General features: G+C 70.2%; 17 protein-coding genes. 4 read left to right on the top strand and 13 right to left on the bottom strand.

Going from position 1 to position 18,379, the window contains the following annotated elements:
- Positions 1-17: 17 nt before the first annotated feature.
- From ACS5NL_RS03560 to ACS5NL_RS03545, 4 genes are read right to left on the bottom strand one after another with little or no spacing between them, the layout of a single operon-like run.
- Complete coding sequence (locus ACS5NL_RS03560; protein ID WP_439352212.1) at positions 18-1,163, bottom strand: c-type cytochrome; 1,146 nt, start codon at positions 1,161-1,163, stop codon at positions 18-20.
- Positions 1,160-1,972, bottom strand: coding sequence for an ABC transporter ATP-binding protein (locus tag ACS5NL_RS03555; RefSeq protein ID WP_439352211.1), 813 nt, complete (start codon positions 1,970-1,972; stop codon positions 1,160-1,162). Before ACS5NL_RS03555 ends, ACS5NL_RS03560 begins: the two co-directional genes overlap by 4 nt.
- Positions 1,966-3,000 carry an ABC transporter permease gene (locus ACS5NL_RS03550; RefSeq protein ID WP_439352210.1) on the bottom strand — a complete coding sequence of 345 codons (1,035 nt, stop codon included), beginning with the start codon at positions 2,998-3,000 and terminating at the stop codon, positions 1,966-1,968. Before ACS5NL_RS03550 ends, ACS5NL_RS03555 begins: the two co-directional genes overlap by 7 nt.
- A gap of 13 nt (positions 3,001-3,013) precedes the next feature.
- The gene (locus tag ACS5NL_RS03545) at positions 3,014-4,036 is read right to left on the bottom strand and encodes an ABC transporter substrate-binding protein (protein WP_439352209.1); all 1,023 of its coding nucleotides are present in this window, start codon (positions 4,034-4,036) and stop codon (positions 3,014-3,016) included.
- A gap of 174 nt (positions 4,037-4,210) precedes the next feature.
- Here ACS5NL_RS03545 and ACS5NL_RS03540 point away from each other — a divergent pair, with 174 nt between their 5' ends.
- Genes ACS5NL_RS03540 through ACS5NL_RS03525 form a run of 4 tightly spaced genes read left to right on the top strand, consistent with a single transcriptional unit; the run spans position 4,211 to position 8,394 of the window.
- Positions 4,211-4,831: a cysteine dioxygenase family protein gene (locus ACS5NL_RS03540; RefSeq protein WP_439352208.1), complete on the top strand. Its 621-nt coding sequence runs from the start codon at positions 4,211-4,213 to the stop codon at positions 4,829-4,831.
- Positions 4,832-4,845: 14 nt separating this feature from the next.
- Positions 4,846-6,438: a rhodanese homology domain-containing protein gene (locus ACS5NL_RS03535; protein ID WP_439352207.1), complete on the top strand. Its 1,593-nt coding sequence runs from the start codon at positions 4,846-4,848 to the stop codon at positions 6,436-6,438.
- A gap of 4 nt (positions 6,439-6,442) precedes the next feature.
- Positions 6,443-8,023: an FAD-dependent oxidoreductase gene (locus ACS5NL_RS03530; RefSeq protein ID WP_439352206.1), complete on the top strand. Its 1,581-nt coding sequence runs from the start codon at positions 6,443-6,445 to the stop codon at positions 8,021-8,023.
- A gap of 2 nt (positions 8,024-8,025) precedes the next feature.
- A complete protein-coding gene (locus tag ACS5NL_RS03525) occupies positions 8,026-8,394 on the top strand; it encodes a 4Fe-4S dicluster domain-containing protein (protein ID WP_439352205.1) in 369 nt (122 codons plus the stop codon).
- A 103-nt stretch (positions 8,395-8,497) separates the two neighbouring features.
- Here the strand turns inward: ACS5NL_RS03525 and ACS5NL_RS03520 are convergent, their stop codons facing one another.
- From ACS5NL_RS03520 to ACS5NL_RS03480, 9 genes are all read right to left on the bottom strand, one after another.
- A complete protein-coding gene (locus tag ACS5NL_RS03520; RefSeq protein ID WP_439352204.1) occupies positions 8,498-9,895 on the bottom strand; it encodes an LLM class flavin-dependent oxidoreductase in 1,398 nt (465 codons plus the stop codon).
- A gap of 10 nt (positions 9,896-9,905) precedes the next feature.
- Entirely contained in the window at positions 9,906-11,003 is a 1,098-nt protein-coding gene (locus tag ACS5NL_RS03515) for an LLM class flavin-dependent oxidoreductase (protein WP_439352203.1), read from the bottom strand.
- Positions 11,004-11,026: 23 nt separating this feature from the next.
- On the bottom strand, positions 11,027-12,046 hold the full coding sequence (locus tag ACS5NL_RS03510) for an ABC transporter substrate-binding protein (RefSeq protein ID WP_439352202.1): 1,020 nt from the start codon (positions 12,044-12,046) through the stop codon (positions 11,027-11,029).
- A gap of 406 nt (positions 12,047-12,452) precedes the next feature.
- Positions 12,453-13,055: a malonic semialdehyde reductase gene (locus ACS5NL_RS03505; protein ID WP_439352201.1), complete on the bottom strand. Its 603-nt coding sequence runs from the start codon at positions 13,053-13,055 to the stop codon at positions 12,453-12,455.
- 18 nt (positions 13,056-13,073) lie between these two features.
- The gene (locus ACS5NL_RS03500; RefSeq protein WP_439352200.1) at positions 13,074-14,369 is read right to left on the bottom strand and encodes an O-acetylhomoserine aminocarboxypropyltransferase/cysteine synthase family protein; all 1,296 of its coding nucleotides are present in this window, start codon (positions 14,367-14,369) and stop codon (positions 13,074-13,076) included.
- A 26-nt stretch (positions 14,370-14,395) separates the two neighbouring features.
- Positions 14,396-15,766 (bottom strand): LLM class flavin-dependent oxidoreductase, encoded by a 1,371-nt coding sequence (locus tag ACS5NL_RS03495; protein WP_439352199.1) that lies wholly within the window; start codon positions 15,764-15,766, stop codon positions 14,396-14,398.
- A 32-nt stretch (positions 15,767-15,798) separates the two neighbouring features.
- Entirely contained in the window at positions 15,799-16,602 is an 804-nt protein-coding gene (locus ACS5NL_RS03490; protein WP_439352198.1) for a MetQ/NlpA family ABC transporter substrate-binding protein, read from the bottom strand.
- Between the two features lie 47 nt (positions 16,603-16,649).
- Positions 16,650-17,315, bottom strand: a complete 666-nt coding sequence (locus tag ACS5NL_RS03485; RefSeq protein ID WP_439352197.1) for a methionine ABC transporter permease — start codon at positions 17,313-17,315, stop codon at positions 16,650-16,652.
- On the bottom strand, positions 17,308-18,345 hold the full coding sequence (locus ACS5NL_RS03480; protein WP_439352196.1) for a methionine ABC transporter ATP-binding protein: 1,038 nt from the start codon (positions 18,343-18,345) through the stop codon (positions 17,308-17,310). Before ACS5NL_RS03480 ends, ACS5NL_RS03485 begins: the two co-directional genes overlap by 8 nt.
- Positions 18,346-18,379 lie beyond the last annotated feature (34 nt).

The following is an 18,379-nucleotide window of genomic DNA, read 5'->3' as shown; positions in this document are numbered from 1 at the left end:
GGGGTCCATGCGAAGCGTCAGTGCGGGAAGCCGCCGCTGACCTGGCGCACCGGCTCGCTGTCCATGCGGCGGATCAGGCCGTCCAGACCATCGGCCGCGGCGGCGACGGGCGCTGCCTGCGCAGCCGGCGTACTGGCGCGGCACACCAGGTCGTCGGCCGACCAGTCCACGCCCGGCCGCCCGCGCACCCGCAGCCAGCCCTGCCGGTCGGCGATCAGCCGGTGCCCCGGCAACGCACTGGGCGCGACGCCGACCAGCACCGCCATCGCGGCTTCCAGCGCCGCGTCATCGCTGTGGCAATCGACCGGCGAAGTCCCCGGCCCCACCGCCACCGTGACCAGGCGCGGGTCGTCGCTCAGGGCATGCGCATCGCCCCGCGTGAGCGCCAGCCGCACCCGCTGCCCCTGCAAGGCGTGCAACGACGACGCGGTGTCGCGACAGCGCAGCGGCGCATCGGGCAGGCGCACCGGGAAGCGCCAGGCGCCGGTCTTGCGCAGCGTCTGCCCCGCCGCCTGCGCCTTGAGAAAGTCCAGCAGCGCCCAGAGCTGCGCATCGTCCAGCGCCGCGCTCGCTGGCGGCATGGTCACCCGCCCCGCGCGGTCCCGCAGGCCGTTCCGCACGTGCCAGAACAGCTCACCCTCGGTGCGTTTCCAGAGCAGCGATCCGTTGAGCGTCGGCGGCCACATGGCCAGGCGCGCCGCGTCGGGACCTTCGCCGCTCCCGTCGTCGCCGTGGCAACGTTGGCAATGCGCGCCATACAGCCGCTGCCCTTCCAGAATCGAGGCCGCCGTGAACCCGGTGGGCGACCGGTGGAACGCGGTCGGCACGGTGGGCACCGTCAGCAGCGACCACTGCGGCCAGGGCGCGAACACCAGCAGCAGCACCGCCCCACCCCACAGCGGCCAGCGGGCCCGGCGCCAGAACCCCGACACCAGCAACAGCACTGCGGCGAGCACCACCGCGGCCCCGGACACCAGCAAGCGCCCGGCCTGCCCGCCGTCGAACAGCAGCTGCTCGGCGGCCAGCCGCTGCCCGAACGGCCACACCGCCTGGCCGTGCTGCGAGGGCGTCAGGCCCAGCGCAGCAATCCAAGCCCACACCGTCTGCTGCGCCTGGTGCAGGGTCCACAGCAGCGCCTTGACGGTCTCGGCGTCCGGGCTCACCAGCTGCCGTCCAGCCCCAGCAGGCGCAAGGCCTCGTGCCGCAGCTCGGCCAGCCGCGGATGGCCGCGGTGCCGCGGGTACGGCAGGTCGTTGTGGATCACGGCCTCGATGCGCGCCGGCCTGTCGCTGAACACGACCACCCGCTGCGCGAGGAAGAACGCCTCTTCGACGTCGTGCGTCACCAGCAGGGCCGAGAAGCGCTGGCGCTGCCAGAGTTCAAGCAGTTCGGTCTGCATGGTCAGGCGCGTGAGCGAGTCGAGCTTGCCCAGCGGCTCGTCCAGGATCAGCAGCTGCGGGTCGTTGACCAGGGCCCGCGCGAGCGCGGCGCGCTGCGCCATGCCGCCCGAGAGCTGGTGCGGAAACACCTTGCCGAAGTCCTGCAGCCCCACCAGCCTGAGCGCTTCATCCACCCGCGCGCCCTGCGAACCCAGCAGGCCACGCGCCTGCAGGCCCAGCGCCACGTTGTCGCGCACCGTGCGCCAGGGAAACAGCGTCGGGTCCTGGAACACCACGATGCGCGAGGGATCGGGTTCGGTGATCGGCCGACCGTCCTGCGCGATCTCGCCGGTGGTGGCGGCATCGAGCCCGGCCACCAGCCGCAGCAGCGTGGACTTGCCGCAACCGCTGGGGCCGAGCAGGGCCACGAACTCGCCGGGCTGGATCTCGAGGTCCAGCTCGTCGAGCACCTGCAGGCGCCCCTGCGGGCCGTCGAACCAGTGGCTGACGTTGGACACCTGGATGTGTGCGCCTTGCGCTTTCTGCTCGGCTCGGGCCGGCGCGGCCGACAGGGCCTGGGCAATGCTCACCATTTGACGGTTCCTTTCTGCCAGGACAGCACCCGGTCACGCACCAGGAACAGCAGGCTGATCAATCCGGAAAACAGCAGCGCCATGATGATCAGCGCGCCGTACATGTTGGGATACGCCGCCCAGCCCTGCGACCAGGTGAGGTACCAGCCCAGGCCCGACTTCACGCCCAGCATCTCGGCCGCCACCAGGGTCGAGAACGCCGCGCCCAGGCCCATGAACAGGCCGACGAAGACCTGCGGCAGCGCCGCCGGGATGGCGACGCGCAAGACCAGGAACCAGGGCGAGGCGCCCAGCGTGCGCGCCACGTCGTAGTAGGTCTTGTGCACGCCGGCCACGCCGGACCAGGTCAGCACCGCCACCGGGAAGCCGGTGCCCAGCGCGATCAGGAACACCGCGGTCGACCAGCTCGACGGGAAGAAGTAGAACGAGATCGGCAGCAGCGCCGTGGTCGGGATCGGCCCCAGCACGCGCAGCACCGGGTGGATCCAGTAGTTGGCGTTGCGCGACCAGCCGATCCAGACCCCGGTCAGGAAGCCGATCAATGCGCCGCTGGCGATGCCCGCCGCCAGCAGCACCAGCGAGTTGCCGGCGCTGTCCAGCAGCTTGAACCAGTCGCTCACGAACACGTCGATCAGGCTTTGCGGCGGCGCGAAGAACGGCGTCGGCAGCAGCGCCAGCTTGGCCGTGACCAGCTCCCAGACGCCCAGGCCCACAGCGATGGCCACCAGCCAGGGACCGGCGGTCCGCAGGCGCGCGCCCACCGGCGGCCAGACGCGGGGCACCAGGCCGGCCACGCCCAGCAGCGCCGCCACGCCGGCCGCCAGCCAGCCGAACTCGCGGGTGTAGGCCCAGTCGCTGAAGCCGACCGCGGCGTTCTCCCAGCCCAGGGTCAGCGCCGCGAGCAGCGCCCAGGCCAGGGCAGCGGCCAGCCCGGTCCACCAGGGGCGGTAGCGCGGGCCTGCCACTGCGCCGTCGGCCGGCGTGCGCAGGGACAGATCCGCAGCGATCAGAGCGGTGTCGACACTCATGGTGCGCGCCCTCTCAGCCGAGCACGTCGCCGTGCACGAAGGCGGCAAACCGCGCCGGGTCGGTGGTGGGTTTGAGCACGCCCACCAGCTTGAAGTCGCGCGCGTAGAACTCGATCTCCTTGCGCAGGGCCTGGCCGTCGGGGTGGTGGTTGTGGGTCAGCGTGCCCAGCACGGCGCGCAGGTCTTCCTGCGACACCTTGGAATACGGGCTGAAGATCTTGGCGGTCTCGGCGGGGTAGTTCGCCACGAAGTCCGAGGCCTCGTTGATGGCGCGGGCGAGCGAAGCCGCCACACGCTTCTCGTTGCGCACGATGTTGCCGCTCACGCCCAGCACGCAGCAGGTCTTGCTGGCGTACTCACCCGACAGGTTGCTCGCGAGGTCGACCAGGCCCTTGGTGCGGCGCTGGATGATGAACAGGTTGGGGTCGCCGTCGGCGATCGCGTGGGCCTCGCCCTTCTCCACCGCCACGCCCAGCATGTCGCCGGGGAACTGGCGCCACGACACGTCCTTCTCCGGATCGAGGCCGGCCTTGACCAGCAGGATCGAGAAGAAGTTCTTGCCCGGGCTGTTGAGGTCGGAGACCGCGATGGTCTTGCCCTTGAGTGCCTTGAGCGAGGTGACCCCGGCCGCCTCGCTGCCCACCAGGCGCACGCAGCCGCCGTGGCTGCTGCCCACCAGCTTCACGTCAAAGCCCGACTCCAGCGGCTTGAGCCAGCGGTGAATCATGCCGACGCCGGCATCGGCCTTGCCGGTGGCGATGGATTCGAGCAGCTGGTCGGTCGAGCCGCTGAAGTTCACCAGCTCCACGTCCAGGCCATGCTTTTCAAAGATGCCGCGCTGCACCGCCACCGGGGCGGCCGACAGGCAGATGGCGTTGGCGTTCCAGGCCAGCTTGACCTTGCGCAGCGGATCGGCGGCCAGCGCGCGCGTGCCGGCCAGGCCGGTCAGGCCGAGCACACCGGCCGCGGCGGCGGTGTTCTTGAGAAAACCGCGCCGGGAGGCGGGCGGCGTGGTGAATGGAATGTCGATGCTCATGAGGACTCCGTGTGTTCAGGACAGCGGCGGCTGCGGGATGCGTATTGCAGCGCGGCACCCACGCGAATCCAACGAACAAAAACACCGATCGATATGAGAAAGAAGTTGCACCGCCGGCAGACCCTTTGCGGTGCAATGCCTGCATCCCATCCCATCCCTTCACCGAGCCCGCCCATGAGCGCTTCGCCACCCCATCCCGAACGGCTGCGGCACTTCGTCCAGTCGCTTGCCCGGTTGCTGGAAACCCAGCCCGGCGAGACCACCCTGCTCGACCAGGGCGCCACCCTGCTGCGCGACCTGGTGTCGCACGACGACTGGCTGCCCGAGGCCTTCGCCCGCCCCGACCCCGAGCGCTACCAGCAGTACCTGCTGCACGCCGACGCGCTGGAGCGCTTCTCGGTGGTGAGCTTCGTCTGGGGGCCGGGCCAGCAGACGCCGATCCACGACCACACCGTGTGGGGGCTGGTCGGCGTGCTGCGCGGTGCCGAGCTGTCGCAAGCCTATGTGCGAACCGCCGAAGGCCGGTGGGTGGCCGAGGGCCCGGCCGAGCGGCTGGCGCCGGGCACGGTGGTCGCCGTCTCGCCCCGCATCGGCGACGTGCACCGGGTCAGCAACGCGCTGAGCGACCAGGCCTCGGTCAGCATCCACGTCTACGGCGCCAACATCGGCGCCGTGCTGCGCTCGGTGTTCCTCGAAGACGGCACCCGCAAACCCTTCGTGTCCGGCTACAGCAACACCACACTCCCCAACCTCTGGGACCGTTCCGCCGAAGTGCGCGAACGCGCCATCGCCTGAACATCGCACCGCTCATGACCTTGCCCATCACCACCACCGCCCAGGTCCGCCAGTCGCTGCTGGACCGCCACGAGATCGCCCTGCTCGACGTCCGCGAAGAAGATCCGTTCGGCCAGGGCCATCCGCTGTTCGCGGCCAACCTGCCGCTGGGCCGCATCGAGCTGGACATCCGCTCGCGCGTGCCGCGCCTGGACACGCCCATCGTGGTCTACGACAACGGCGAAGGCCTGGCCCGGACCGCGGGCGAGCGCCTGCGCGCCATCGGCTACACGCAGGTCAGCCTGCTGCAGGACGGCCTGCGCGGCTGGCGCGAGGCCGGCGGCGAGCTGTTCATCGATGTGAACGTGCCCAGCAAGTCCTTCGGTGAACTGGTCGAGAGCCAGCGCCACACGCCCTCGCTATCGGCGGAAGAGGTCAAGCGCCTGCTCGATTCGTCTGCCGACGTGGTGGTGCTCGACGCGCGGCGTTTCGACGAATACCAGACCATGAGCATCCCTGGCGGCACCAGCACGCCGGGCGCCGAGCTGGTGCTGCGCGCGCGGGCGCAGGCGCCCAACCCGGCGACGCAGATCATCGTCAACTGCGCCGGCCGCACCCGCAGCATCATCGGCACCCAGTCGCTGGTCAACGCCGGCATTCCCAACCCGGTGGCGGCCCTGCGCAACGGCACCATCGGCTGGACGCTGGCCGGCTTCGCGCTCGAGCACGGCGCCAGCCGCCGCGCCGGCACCGCGAGCGACCCGCAACGCGCCGAAGCCGCGGTGGCCGCCCGAGCCGTCGCCGACCGCGCGGACGTGCGCCGCGCCGACACCGCCCGGCTCGCCGGCTTCCTGGCCGAGAGCGCCCGCACCACCTACCGCTTCGACGTGCGCTCGCCGGAGGAATACCTGCAAGGCCATGTGCCCGGGTTCCGCAATGCGCCGGGTGGCCAGCTGGTGCAGGAAACCGACGTGTCGGCGCCGGTGCGCGGCGCGCGCATCGTGCTGGCCGACGACGACGGCGTGCGCGCCAACATGAGCGCCTCCTGGCTGGCCCAGATGGGCTGGGAGGTCTGGGTGCTCGACGGGCTCACGGCCGACAGCTTCAGCGAGCGCGCGCCCGCTCCGCCGGCCCTGCCGGCCCCGAGCCGCCCGGTGCAGTGGATCGCGCCCAGGGCACTGGCCGACGCCCTCGCGCGCGAAGCGCCCGGCACCACCGCGATCATCGACCTGACCACCAGCGCCAACCACGTCAAGCGCCACATCCCGGGTGCCTGGTTCGTGCTGCGCACCGACCTGCCGCAGGCCCTGGCGCGCATCCCGCGCGCGCGGCGTTATGTGCTCACCTGCGGCAGCAGCCTGCTGGCGCAGTACGCGGTGGACGAGATCGCCCAGGCCACCGGCGCACAGGTGCTGGTGCTCGACGGCGGCAACCAGGCCTGGGCCGACGCCGGCCTGCCGGTGGAAGCCGGCGAGCAGCGCCTGGCCAGCCCGCGCACCGACCGCTACCGCCGGCCCTACGAAGGCACCGACAACCCGCGCGAGGCCATGCAGGCCTACCTCGACTGGGAGTTCGGCCTGGTCGAGCAGCTCGGCCGCGACGGCACCCACGGCTTTCGCGTGATCTGAGGCCATGCTGGACCTGGACACCGACGTGCTGGTGATCGGCGGCGGCATGGCCGGCGCCTGGGCGGCCCTGAGCGCGTCGCGTTCGGGGCGCCGCGTGGTGCTGGTCGACAAGGGCTACTGCGGCACCAGCGGCGTGACGGCCACCGGCGGCCCGGGCCACTGGTGGGTGCCGCCCGATAAGCGGGAGCCTGTGGTCGCGCAGCGGGCCCGCGCCGGGCTGGGCCTGGCCGATCCGCGCTGGATGCACCGCATCCTGGACACGACCTGGCGCGAGCTGCCTGGCATCGCGCCGCACTACCGCTTCGGCGTCAACGCCGAGGGGCGCACCGTTTACCGCGCCCTGCGCGGCCCCGAATACATGCGCGCGCTGCGCAGCCTGGTCGACCTGGCCGGCGTGACCGTGCTGGACCACCACCCGGCGCTGGAACTGCTGCGCGCCGACGACGGCAGCGTGGCGGGAGCGGCCGGTCTGCGCCGCCGCGACGGCGCGCGCTGGACCATCCGCAGTGGCGCGGTGGTGCTGGCCTCGGGCGGCTGCGCCTTCCTGTCCAAGCTGCTGGGCGCCGACCACAACACCGGCGACGGCCTGCTGATGGGCGCCGAGGTGGGCGCCGAGCTCTCCGGCATGGAGTTCACCGACGCCTACACCGTGGCCCCGGTGTTCTCCAGCATGACGCGCGCCATGTCCTACGTGTTCGCGCGTTACTACGACGCGGCCGGCCGCGAGCTGGACATTCCACCCGGGCCGGCCAACCACCGAGAGATCGCGCGGGCGCTGCTGCAAGGCCCGGTCTACTGCTGCCTGCAGGACATGCCGGACGACCTGCGCGCGGTGCTGCCGTCGATCTCGCCCAACGTGATGCTGCCCTTCACGCGGCGCGGCATCGATCCGTTCCGCGACCACTTTGAAATCCAGCTGCGCGGCGAGGGCACGGTGCGCAGCATCGGCGGCCTGCGCGTGGCCAGCGACGACTGCGAGACCGCGGCACGCAACCTGTTCGTGGCCGGCGACGTGGCCTCGCGCGAACGCGTCACCGGTGCCATCTCGGGCGGCGGCAACATCAACTCGGCCTGGGCCCTGTCGTCGGGCGTCTGGGCCGGTGCCGCGGCCGCGCAGCGTGCCTTGCTCGCCCCCGTCCAGCGGACCCGGTCCGTGGCGGGCGCCGGCCAGGCGGGCCTGCGCCCGCCACGGCCCGCGCGCGAACTGCCGGTCCAGCCCTTCGTGCAACGGCTGCAGCGCCCGACACTGGGCCTGGACCTCAACATCTTCCGCGAGGGCCCGGCGCTCAACCGCTCGCTGGCCGCGCTCGATCAGGACTGGTCGGTCTGGCGCGACCACGCCGGAGACCGCGGCGAACATACGCTTCGGCACCGCGAAGTGGCGGCCCTGCTGGCCAGCGCGCGCTGGAACGTGTCCGCGGCGCTGGCCCGGCGAGAAAGCCGCGGCATGCACCTGCGCACCGACGCGCCCCACACCGACCCGGCGCTGGCCCGGTCCGTCACCCAGCACGGCATCGACCGCATCACCACGGTGTTCGCCGACCAGCCGCCCGCCCCATCCCCTGCCCTGACCGCGACCGCCTGAACATGATCGCCGCCCTGCTCACCGACCGCTGCACCGCCTGCCAGCGCTGCGTCGCCATCTGTCCGGCACAGGTGTTCGACACGGACCAGACCGACGCACCACCACGCATCGCCCGCCCGCTGGATTGCCAGACCTGCTTTGCCTGCGAACTGCACTGCGAGGCCGATGCGCTCTACGTCGACCCGGACGTGTTCCTGCCCCGCACCGTCGACCCGGCGTGGCTGCAGAGCAGCGGCCTGCTGGGCGTCTACCGGCGCGACGCGGGCTGGCGCACGGACGGCAGCGACGATGCCGAGCACCCCAACCTACACTGGCGCATGGACGAGGTGTTCGCGCGCGGCCGCGCGCTGGCGACGACCCGGGGACGCTGAGCCTGCTTCACGTGCCCGTCGCCGGGCAAAAAAAAGGGCCCGCTTGCGCGGGCCCTGAAAAGTCAACACGGTCCGTGTTGCACAGAAGCGGCCTGCGTGCGCGTCAGGCCGACACCACAGCCTTCTCGCTTTCCACCCCATGTTCCCCCAGGGGCTGCGGTGCTTTCTGCTCCTGCGCCGACGCCAGGCGGCGGCGCGTGTTCCGGTTCTCCGGCACCGGCAAGCCGAGGTTGCCCCGGAAGGTCGGTGCGTCGTAGTCGGTCCGCCACAGCCCACGCGCCTGCAGGATCGGCACAACCAACTCGACGAAGTCCTTGAGCGAACTGTTTGGCAGGGCTTCGAAGAAGTTGAAGCCGTCGGCGCCCTCGTTTTCGAACCAGCGCTGGATCTCGTCGGCCACCTGCCCGGCCGTGCCGACGAACGTGCGCTTTGGGCTGGCGTGCCATTGCGCGACCTGGCGCAGCGTCCAGCCGCTGGCGCGCGCGACCCGCTTGATGTGGTCGCTGCTGCTCTGCTGGCTGTTGCGACCGATGTCGCCCAGGTCCGGGAAGGCCTCGTCCAGCGGGTAGCCCGAGAAGTCGTGGTCGTTGAACGGGCGCGCCAGCGCGGCCAGCGCGTGTTCGATCGGCACCAGGCTGGCGGCGATGCGGTACTTGGCCTCGGCCTCTTCGGCGGTGCGGCCGACGATGGGCCGGATGCCGGGCAGCAGGTGGACCTGCGACGGATCGCGACCGGCGGCGACCACGCGCGCCTTCACGTCGCGGTAGTAGGTCTGCGCCTCTTCCAGCGTGTCGGCGTGGAAGAAGATGGCATCGGCACGGCTGGCGGCGAAGTTCTTGCCGTCTTCGGAGGCACCGGCCTGGAAGATCACCGGCTGGCCCTGGCGCGAGCGGGCGATGTTCAGCGGCCCTTCGACCGAGAAGAAGTCGCCCTTGTGGTCCAGGCGGTGCAGCTTGCTCTTGTCGAAGAACTGGCCGGTGGCCTTGTCGCGCACCAGGGCGTCGTCTTCCCACGAGTCCCACAAGCCCTGCACCACGTCCAGGTGTTCGGCAGCGAGCTGGTAGCGCACGTCGTGCGCGTAGTGCTCGGGCCGGCTGTAGTTGCGCGCGCTGCCGTCCAGCCACGAGGTGACCACGTTCCAGCCGGCGCGGCCGCCGCTGATGTGGTCCAGCGAGGCGAACTGGCGCGCGACGGTGAAGGGCTCGCTGTAGCTGGCGGTCACGGTGCCGACCAGGCCGATGTGCGAGGTCACGGCGGCCAGCGCCGACAGGATGGTCAGCGGCTCGAAGCGGTTGAGGTAGTGCGGGCTGGAGCGCTCGGTGATGTGCACGCTGTCGGCCACGAACAGGAACTCGAACTTCGCCTGTTCGGCGAGCTGGGCCTGTTCGCGGTAGAAACCGAAGTTGACGCTGGCGTCGGTGACGGCGGCTTCGTGCCGCCAGTCGCCCCAGCCGGCGCCCACGCCATGGAGCACGAATCCGAACTTGAGTTGACGGCTCATGGTGGGCTCCTCAGGCGGCGCGGCGGTTGTTCTGCGCCTGCGCCGCCACCAGCGCGCGCACGCGCGGAATCAGGTGCTGGCCGTAGGACACGATGTCGTGCAGCGGGTCGAAGCCGCGGAACAGGAAGGTGGTGACGCCGAGCGTGTGGTACTCCAGCACGGCTTCGGCGACCTGGTCGGGATCGCCCACCAGCCCGGTCGAATTGCCGGCCGCCGCGGTCACGCCGGCGATCTCGGTCCACAGGCGCTTGTCGTGCACGCGGCGCTGGCTGGCGATCTCCACCAGGCGGTCGGAGCCGACGTTGATGTTGGCGCCGCGGCGCTTGAGGAAGTCCGACTCGGGGTAGGCGGCCTTGGCGCGCGCCAGGATGCGGTCGGCACGGGCCCAGGCTTCGGCCTCGGTGTCGGCCACCACCGGCCGCAGCGACAGGCTGAAGCGGATCTGGTCGGCGCGGCCGACCTTGGCCGCTGCGGCGCGCACGGCGGCGATGCGCTCGCGCACCTGCTCCAGCGGCTCGCCCCACATCATGTAGACGTCGGCGTGTTTCGCGGCCACCGCGATCGCGGCCTCGGAGGCGCCCGAGAAGTAGATCGGGATATAGGGCTTCTGCACCGGACGGACCGCCGTGTGGTTGCGCTCGACGCGGTAGTGTTTGCCTTCGTGGTCGAACGGACCGTCGCTGGTCCAGACCTGCTTGGCGACCTGCAGGTATTCGTCGGTGCGTTCGTAGCGCTCGTCGTGCGGCAGGAAGTCGCCGTCCTTCTGCAGGTCGCCGCCGTCGCCACCGGTGATCACGTTGATCGCGACACGGCCGCCACTGATCTGGTCCAGCGTGGCGAGCTGGCGCGCGGCCAGCGTGGGCGAGGTGAACCCGGGCCGCTGCGCGATCAGCAGGCCCAGGCTGTCGGACACGCCGGCGGCGTACGCGCCCAGCGCGAACGAGTCGGGCGAGGCGCTGTTGACTGCGATCAGGGCCTTGTCGAAGCCGGCGTATTCCTGCGCGCGGATGGAGGCCTTGATGAAGGCGTTGTCGACCAGCGGGCCGCGCGGCGCGAGCGATTCGCTCTGTTCGTTGGGTCCGATGAATCCGATGAATTCGAGGCTCATGTGTGCTCCTGGAAAGTGAAAGCTCAGGCGGGGTTGACGAGGAAGCGGTTGAAGGTCTTGTCCCACAGCGGCGCCACCTTCACGGGGGCGTCGAGCACCCCGATGCGGCTGAAGACGTCGGCCACGGCCTGGTGGCTGGCGATGTCGGCGTCGACGATGGGCAGGATGCGGTCGTCGTGGCTGCGGTTGGCAAAAATCTGCAGCAGCGCGTCCAGCGGCACGCGCGTCTCGGCGCTCTGCGCCTTGGCCCAGGGCACGGCGTTGGCCACCGCCCAGGCCGTGGCCTTCTGCACGCGCTGCAGCAGGTCGCCCAGCGCGGCCTTGCGCGCCTCGTCGGTCCAGGACTCGGCGTTGCCGTAGACCAGGAAGTTGCCCGACAGGTAGCCCTTCGAGGTCTTGATGGCGCGGGCGCCGTACTTGGTGCGGGCGAGCTGGCCGTTGTAGCCATAGATGGCCCAGGCGTCTAGGTCGCCACGCGCAAAGGCCGAGAGGCCGTCGGCCGGGCTCAGCGACACCAGCTGCACGTCGTTGAGCGACAGGCCCACCTCGGCCAGCATCTTGTGCAGGAAGTAGTGGGTGGTGGTGGCGCGCACATAACCCACGCGCTTGCCCTTGAGGTCGGCGATGGTCTTGATCGGCGAGTCCTTCTGCGCGAACACCGCCTGGTTGTTGAGGTCGCCCTTGCTGACCGCGATGACCCGCACGCGGCCCGGCGTGCGCGCGGCGAACACGGCCGGGATCTCGCTGCCCGAACCGAGGTCCAGCGCGCCGGCGTTGATCGCCTCGATGTGCTGCACGCCGGAGTTGAATTCCTTCCACTCGATCTGGTAGGGCGTGTTGTCCAGGCCCGCCGCCTTGAGCAGGGTGACCCAGCCGCCCTTGTAGCTGGCCACGCGCAGCGTGGTCTTGCTCAGGTCGGCCGCCGGTCTGGTCTGGGCCCAGGCGCTGGCAAGAGGTGCGGCGGCCAGACCGGCTGCGCTGCCGAGCAGAAGGTGGCGCCGCCGGAGGGCATTCGCCGTGACGAGTTCGGGTGCTTGCTTCATGAAGGATCGAAAAAAGGTCGGTGTGGGGATGTGCGAACGACTGTAGGAAGAAGCCGCACCAAAGCGAACGAAGAAATGCGGATAAACAAGCACCCCGAACAAAGCCGCATATCGATATGCGGCCAGCGTCGACCTCACCGGCCCGGATCGCGCCGGACGATGTGCCTGACCGTGTGTGTTCGGGAGGATGCCCAACGACGGGAAGGTGTCGGGACGATGTCGTTGGAGCCCAGGCCTGTGGTCGCGGGTGACCAGCCTGGAAAACGGCGGGCGGCGGGTGGCCGGCCGGGCCGAGGTCGATCGCACCTGCGCCTGGTGCGTCGAGCATCGGCGGGTCGAACAGGCGCTCGACCCACTTCAGGTGGGGTGCCGGACCGCCGCCGGCACCCTTCTGAAGAACAGCGGATCAGACGATCTGCGCGACCTCGTCGAACGCCAGCCGCGGGCCGCGCGGATGCGTGGCACTGTGGTCGGCCACGCCGAGGTTGACGATGAAGTTCACCTCGACCTGGCCATCGGGGAAAAAGGCCTCGTTGACCGCCTGCGGGTTGAAGCCCGACTGCGGACCGGCGTCCAGCCCCAGCGCGCGCGCCGCCAGGATCAGGTAGGCACCCTGCAGGCTGCTGTTGCGGAAGGCCGTGGCCTGCGCCAGCGCGGGGTTGCCGTCGAACAGGGGCTTGGCGTCGTAGACCGGGAACTGCGTCGGCAGGTGCTCCTGGAAGCGCTTGTCGTGGGCGACGATGACCGTGACGGCGGCGGCTTCGGTCTGGGCCTGGTTGCCGGCCGACAGCGCGGGCTTGAGCCTGGCCTTGGCCTCGGGGCTGCGCACGAACACGAAGCGCGCCGGCTGCGCGTTGAAGGCCGTCGGCCCCCACTTGAGCAGCTCGTAGAGGCGCTGAATCAGCTCGTCGGACACCGGCACCGGCTTGAAGCCGTGCACCGTGCGGGCCTCGCGGAACAGCTGGTCGAGCGCGGCGTCGGGCAGGGATTTGAAAACGGAAACGTCCATGGTGTGCTCCGGTGAGGTTCAGACGGCGGCCAGGGACTGGTCGAGATCGGCCAGCAGGTCGTCGATGTGTTCGATGCCGACCGACAGGCGCACCGCGTCTTCGGGCACACCGGACTTGACCAGTTCCTCGGGCGAGAGCTGGCGGTGCGTGGTCGAGGCCGGGTGGGTGGCCAGCGACTTGGCGTCGCCGATGTTCACCAGGCGGGTGAAGAGGTTCAGCGCATCGAGGAAGCGCGCGCCCGCCGCCCGGCCCTCGCCCGCGGCGCTCTTGACACCGAAGGTCAGCAGGCCGGAGGGCTTGCCGCCCAGGTACTTCTGCGCCAGTGCGTGGTCCGGGTGGCTGGGCAGGCCCGCGTAGTTGACCCAGCCCACCTTGGGGTGCTTCTGCAGGAACTGCGCCACCGCCAGCGTGTTGGCGACGATGCGCTCCATGCGCAGGCCCAGGGTCTCGATGCCTTGCAGGATCAGGAACGCGTTGAACGGCGAGATCGCGGCGCCGGTGTTGCGCAGCGGCACGACGCGGGCGCGGCCGATGTAGGCCGCCGGGCCCAGGGCTTCGGTGTAGACCACGCCGTGGTAGCTCACGTCGGGCTCGTTCAGGCGCTTGAAGCGCGCCTTGTGCTCGGCCCACGGGAACTTGCCGCTGTCGATGATGGCGCCGCCGATGCTGTTGCCATGACCGCCGAGGTACTTGGTGAGCGACTGCACCACGATGTCGGCGCCGTGTTCGATCGGACGCAGCAGGAAGGGCGTGGCCACCGTGTTGTCCACGATCAGCGGGATGCCGTGGCGGTGCGCGATCTCCGCCACCGCCGCGATGTCGGTCACGTTGCCCTGCGGGTTGCCCAGCGACTCGACGAAGATCGCCTTGGTCTTCCCGTCGATCAGCGGCTCGAAGCTGGCCGGGTCGCGGTGGTCGGCAAAGCGCGTGGTGATGCCCGACAGCGGCAGCGTGTGGGCGAGCAGGTTGTAGGTGCCACCGTACAGCGCGGTGCTGGAGACGATGTTGTCGCCCGCCTCGGCGATGGTCTGGATCGCATAGGTCACGGCCGCCTGGCCCGAGGCCAGGGCCAGCGCCGCGATGCCGCCTTCGAGCGAGGCGACGCGCTGCTCCAGCACGTCCTGCGTCGGGTTCATGATGCGGGTGTAGATGTTGCCCGGCACCTTGAGGTCGAACAGATCGGCGCCGTGCTGCGCACTGTCGAACGCGTAGGCGGCGGTCTGGTAGATCGGCACCGCCACCGCCTTGGTGGTCGGGTCGGGCCGGTAGCCGGCGTGCACGGAACGGGTCTCGAATTTCCAGTCTGCGGACATGAAGATTTCCTGTGGATGGATGGGGATCAGGCGGTGGCCAGGGACGGTGCAGCCCGGGTCGCGGCAGCCAGCGGGTGCGCGGGACGCGGCAGGCCCAGGTGCTCACGCAGTGTATGGCCGGTGTATTCGGTGCGGAACAGGCCGCGGCGCTGCAGCTCGGGAATCACCAGCTCGGCGAAGTCCTTCAGGCCGTGCGGCAGCGTGGGCGAGAGCACGTTGAAACCGTCGGCGGCGCCGGTGGTGAACCAGTGTTCGAGCTGGTCGGCGATGGTCTCGGGCGTGCCCACCAGCGTCCAGTGGCCGCGCGCACCGGCCACGCGTTCGTAGAGCTGGCGGATGCTCAGGTTCTCGCGCTCGGCGAGCTTGTTGAACAGGTCCTGCCGGCTCTGCCAGCCTTCGGTCACCGGCAGGTCGCGTGGGAACGGTCCGTCGATCGGGTACTTCGACAGGTCGACGTTGCCCAGGAAGGCCGAGAGCAGGCCCACGCCCAGCACCGGGTCGATCAGCGACTGCAGCTGCTCGAACTTCTCCTGCGCCTCGGCGTGGCTGCGGCCGACAAAGGGCGAGATGCCCGGCAGGATCTTGAGCTGGTCGGGCGTGCGGCCCCAGTTCGCGAGCCGGCCCTTGAGCGACTGGTAGAAGGCGCGCGCGTCTTCCACCGTCTGCTGCGCGATGAACACCAGCTCGGCGGTGGCGGCGGCCAGGTCCTGCCCGTCGTCGGACGAACCGGCCTGCACGAACACCGGATAGCCCTGCGGCGCGCGCGGCGCCTGCAGGCCGCCGCGCACCTGGAAGTGTTTGCCGGCGTGGGTGATGCGGTGCAGCCTGGCCGGGTCGAAGAACTGGTTGGTCTCCTTGTCCTGGACGAAGGCGTCGTCTTCCCAGGTGTCCCACAGCCCCTTGACGACCTTCACGTATTCGTGGGCCTTCTCGTAGCGGTGCGCGTGGTCCAGCTGGTGCGGCAGGCCGAAGGCCTGGGCCTCGAAGTCGGAGCCCGAGGTCACCAGGTTCCAGCCGCTGCGGCCGCCGCTGAGGTGGTCCAGCGTGGCGAACTTGCGGGCCAGGTGGTAGGGCGGCAGGTAGGTGGTGGAGACCGTGGCCACCAGACCGATGCGCTCGGTCACGCCGGCCAGTGCGGACTGCAGCAGCAGCGGGTCGAACGGGTACGGCAGTGCGTTCTTGGTCAGCAGCCCGGCCGGGCTGCCGCTCAGGCCCACGTTGTCGGCAAAGAAGATGGCATCGAACTTCGCCGCTTCGGCGATGCGCGCCCATGCGCGCAGGGACTCGATGGAGGTGGCCGACGCAGCGTCCACGTCGGGGTGGCGCCAGGCCGCGAGGTGGTGACCCACCCCGAAGAAGAAAGCGCCGAGGTGCAGTTGGCGGGCTGGGGTGGACATGGTGTGCTCCGGTGAGATGGGTGAATACGGTCTCAGAACCCGGGCACCACGGCGCCCTTGAACTCGGTCAGGATGAACTGCCGGACCTCGGCCGACTGGTAGGCCTTGACCAGCTTGGCCACCCAGGGCTTGTCCTTGTCCTGCTCGCGCACCGCGATCAGGTTGACGTAGGGGCTCTTGGCGCTTTCCTGCGCGATCGCGTCCTTGCCCGGATGCAGGCCGGCCGTCAGCGCGTAGTTGGTGTTGATCGCGGACGCATCGAGGTCGTCCAGCGAGCGCGGCAGCTGGGCCGCGTCCAGCTCCACGAACTTCAGCTTCTTGGGGTTGCCGACCACGTCCAGCGGCGTGGCCTTCAGGCCGGCCTCGGGCTTGAGCTTGATCAGGCCCTGGTCCTGCAGCACCAGCAGCACGCGACCGCCGTTGGTGGGGTCGTTGGGAATGCCGAACTTCGCGCCCTCGGGCAGATCCGCCAGCTTCCTGACCTTCTTCGAGTAGATGCCGATCGGGAAGTTGACCGTGTAGCCCACCGACACGAACTTGTAGCCGCGGTCCTTGATCTGGTTGTCCAGATAGGGCTTGTGCTGGTAGCTGTTGGCGTCCAGATCGCCGGCGGACAGCGCGGCGTTGGGCTGCACGTAGTCGCTGAACTCGATGACCTGGATCTTCAGGCCGTCCTTCTCGGCGACCTTCCTGACCTGCTCGAAGATCTGCGCGTGCGGACCGGCGGTGACGCCGATCTTCAGCGGCTTGTCCTGGGCCAGGGCGGAGCCGCCGGTCATCAGTGCAGCGACCAGCAGGGCCGCGGAGGTTTGAAGCAGTTGCCGTTTCCTGATCATTGGAATTCCTTGGTGTGGTGAAAGATGCGGGAGAGGGTGGCCGTCGGTCAGCGGTGGCTCAGGCGCCGCACCAGGGCGTCGCCGGCGCTCTGCACGGCCTGCACGAACAGGATGAGCACCAGCACCACGGCCAGCATCACCTCGGGCAGGAAGCGCTGGTAGCCGTAGCGGATGCCCAGGTCGCCCAGGCCACCACCGCCGATGGCTCCGGCCATCGCGGAGTAGCCGGTCAGGCTGACGAAGGTGATGGTCAGCGCCGCGACGATGCCGGGCAGCGCCTCGGGCAGCAGCACCTTGAAGACGATCTGGCGCGTGCTGGCGCCCATGGCCTGCGCGGCCTCGACCAGGCCGCGGTCGACCTCGCGCAGGGCGGTCTCGACCAGGCGCGCCACGAAGGGCGCGGCCGCCACCACCAGCGGAACCACCGCGGCCGCGGTGCCGATGGAGGAACCGGTCACCAGGCGGGTGAACGGGATGATGGCGACCAGCAGGATGATGAACGGTGTCGACCGCACCGCATTGACCACGGTGCCGATCGCGCGGTGGAGCACGGCGTTCTCGGCGGTGCCGCCCGGCGCACTCAGATGCAGGAACACCCCCAGCGGCAGGCCGATGAGCCCACCGGCCAGGCCGGACAGCCCGACCATCGCCACGGTCTCCCACAGCGAGGTCGCGAACAGCGCCAGCAGCTGCGGCGTGAAGGTGTCAAACATGGCGCACCTCCTGCACCAGCACGCCGGCGCCGCGCAACTGCTGGATCGCGGCCTGCAGCGCCCCGCTGGCACCGCGCACATGGACGGCCAGCGAACCGAAGGGCTGGCCCTGGATGTCGTCGACCTGGCCGTGCACGATGTTCAGGTCCAGTCCGAACTGGCGGATCGCGTCCGACAGCAGCGGGCGGTCGGAAGACACTCCCGCGAACCCCAGCCGCCACAGGTGCCCCCGGTCGCCCTCCCCGCGCATGAGCTGGCGGATGCGCGCGACCACGCTCTCGGGCAGCTCCTGCGGCAGGATCTCTTCGATCAGGCTGCGCGTGGTCGCGTGTTCGGGCCGGGTGAACACGTCGAGCACCGGACCCTGCTCGACGATGCGGCCGGCGTCGATGACGGCGACACGGTCGGCCACCTGCTTGATCACCTGCATCTGGTGCGTGATCAGCACGATGGTCAGGCCGAAATCGCGGTTGATCTGGCGCAGCAGCGCCAGGATGGCCCGGTTGGTCTCCGGGTCGAGCGCGGAGGTGGCCTCGTCGGAGAGCAGCACCTGGGGCCGGCTGGCCAGCGCACGGGCGATGCCCACACGCTGCTTCTGACCGCCACTGATCTGCGCGGGATAGCGGTCGCGCAGGTCCCACAGCCCCACCAGGTCCAGCAGCTCGTCGACCCGCGCCTTGATCAGGGCGGGCCGCTCCTGCACCAGCTCCAGCGGCAGGGCGACGTTCTGGTAGACCGTGCGCGACGACAGCAGGTTGAAGTGCTGGAAGATCATGCCGATGCCACGGCGCGCCTCGCGCAGTGCGGCATCGGGAAGGCTGGTCAGGTCCTGTCCGTCGACCAGCACGCGGCCCTGCGTGGGCCGGTTGAGCAGGTTGATGGTCCGGACCAGCGAGCTCTTGCCGGCGCCGCTGCGGCCGATGACCCCGAACACCTCGCCCCGGCGGATGCGCAGGTCGACGCCGTCCAGCGCATGCACCGGCCCGGCCGGACCGGGATAGGTCTGGTGCACACCACTCAGCTCGATCATGGGCACCACCTGTCTCGCGTTTCCGGCGTCATGG

Origin of the sequence: Hydrogenophaga sedimenti (genome assembly GCF_051857515.1) — a bacterium.
GTDB lineage: Bacteria > Pseudomonadota > Gammaproteobacteria > Burkholderiales > Burkholderiaceae_C > Hydrogenophaga.
Note: the sequence above shows the minus strand (reverse complement) of the source record. Positions and strands in the feature narration are given on the sequence as shown.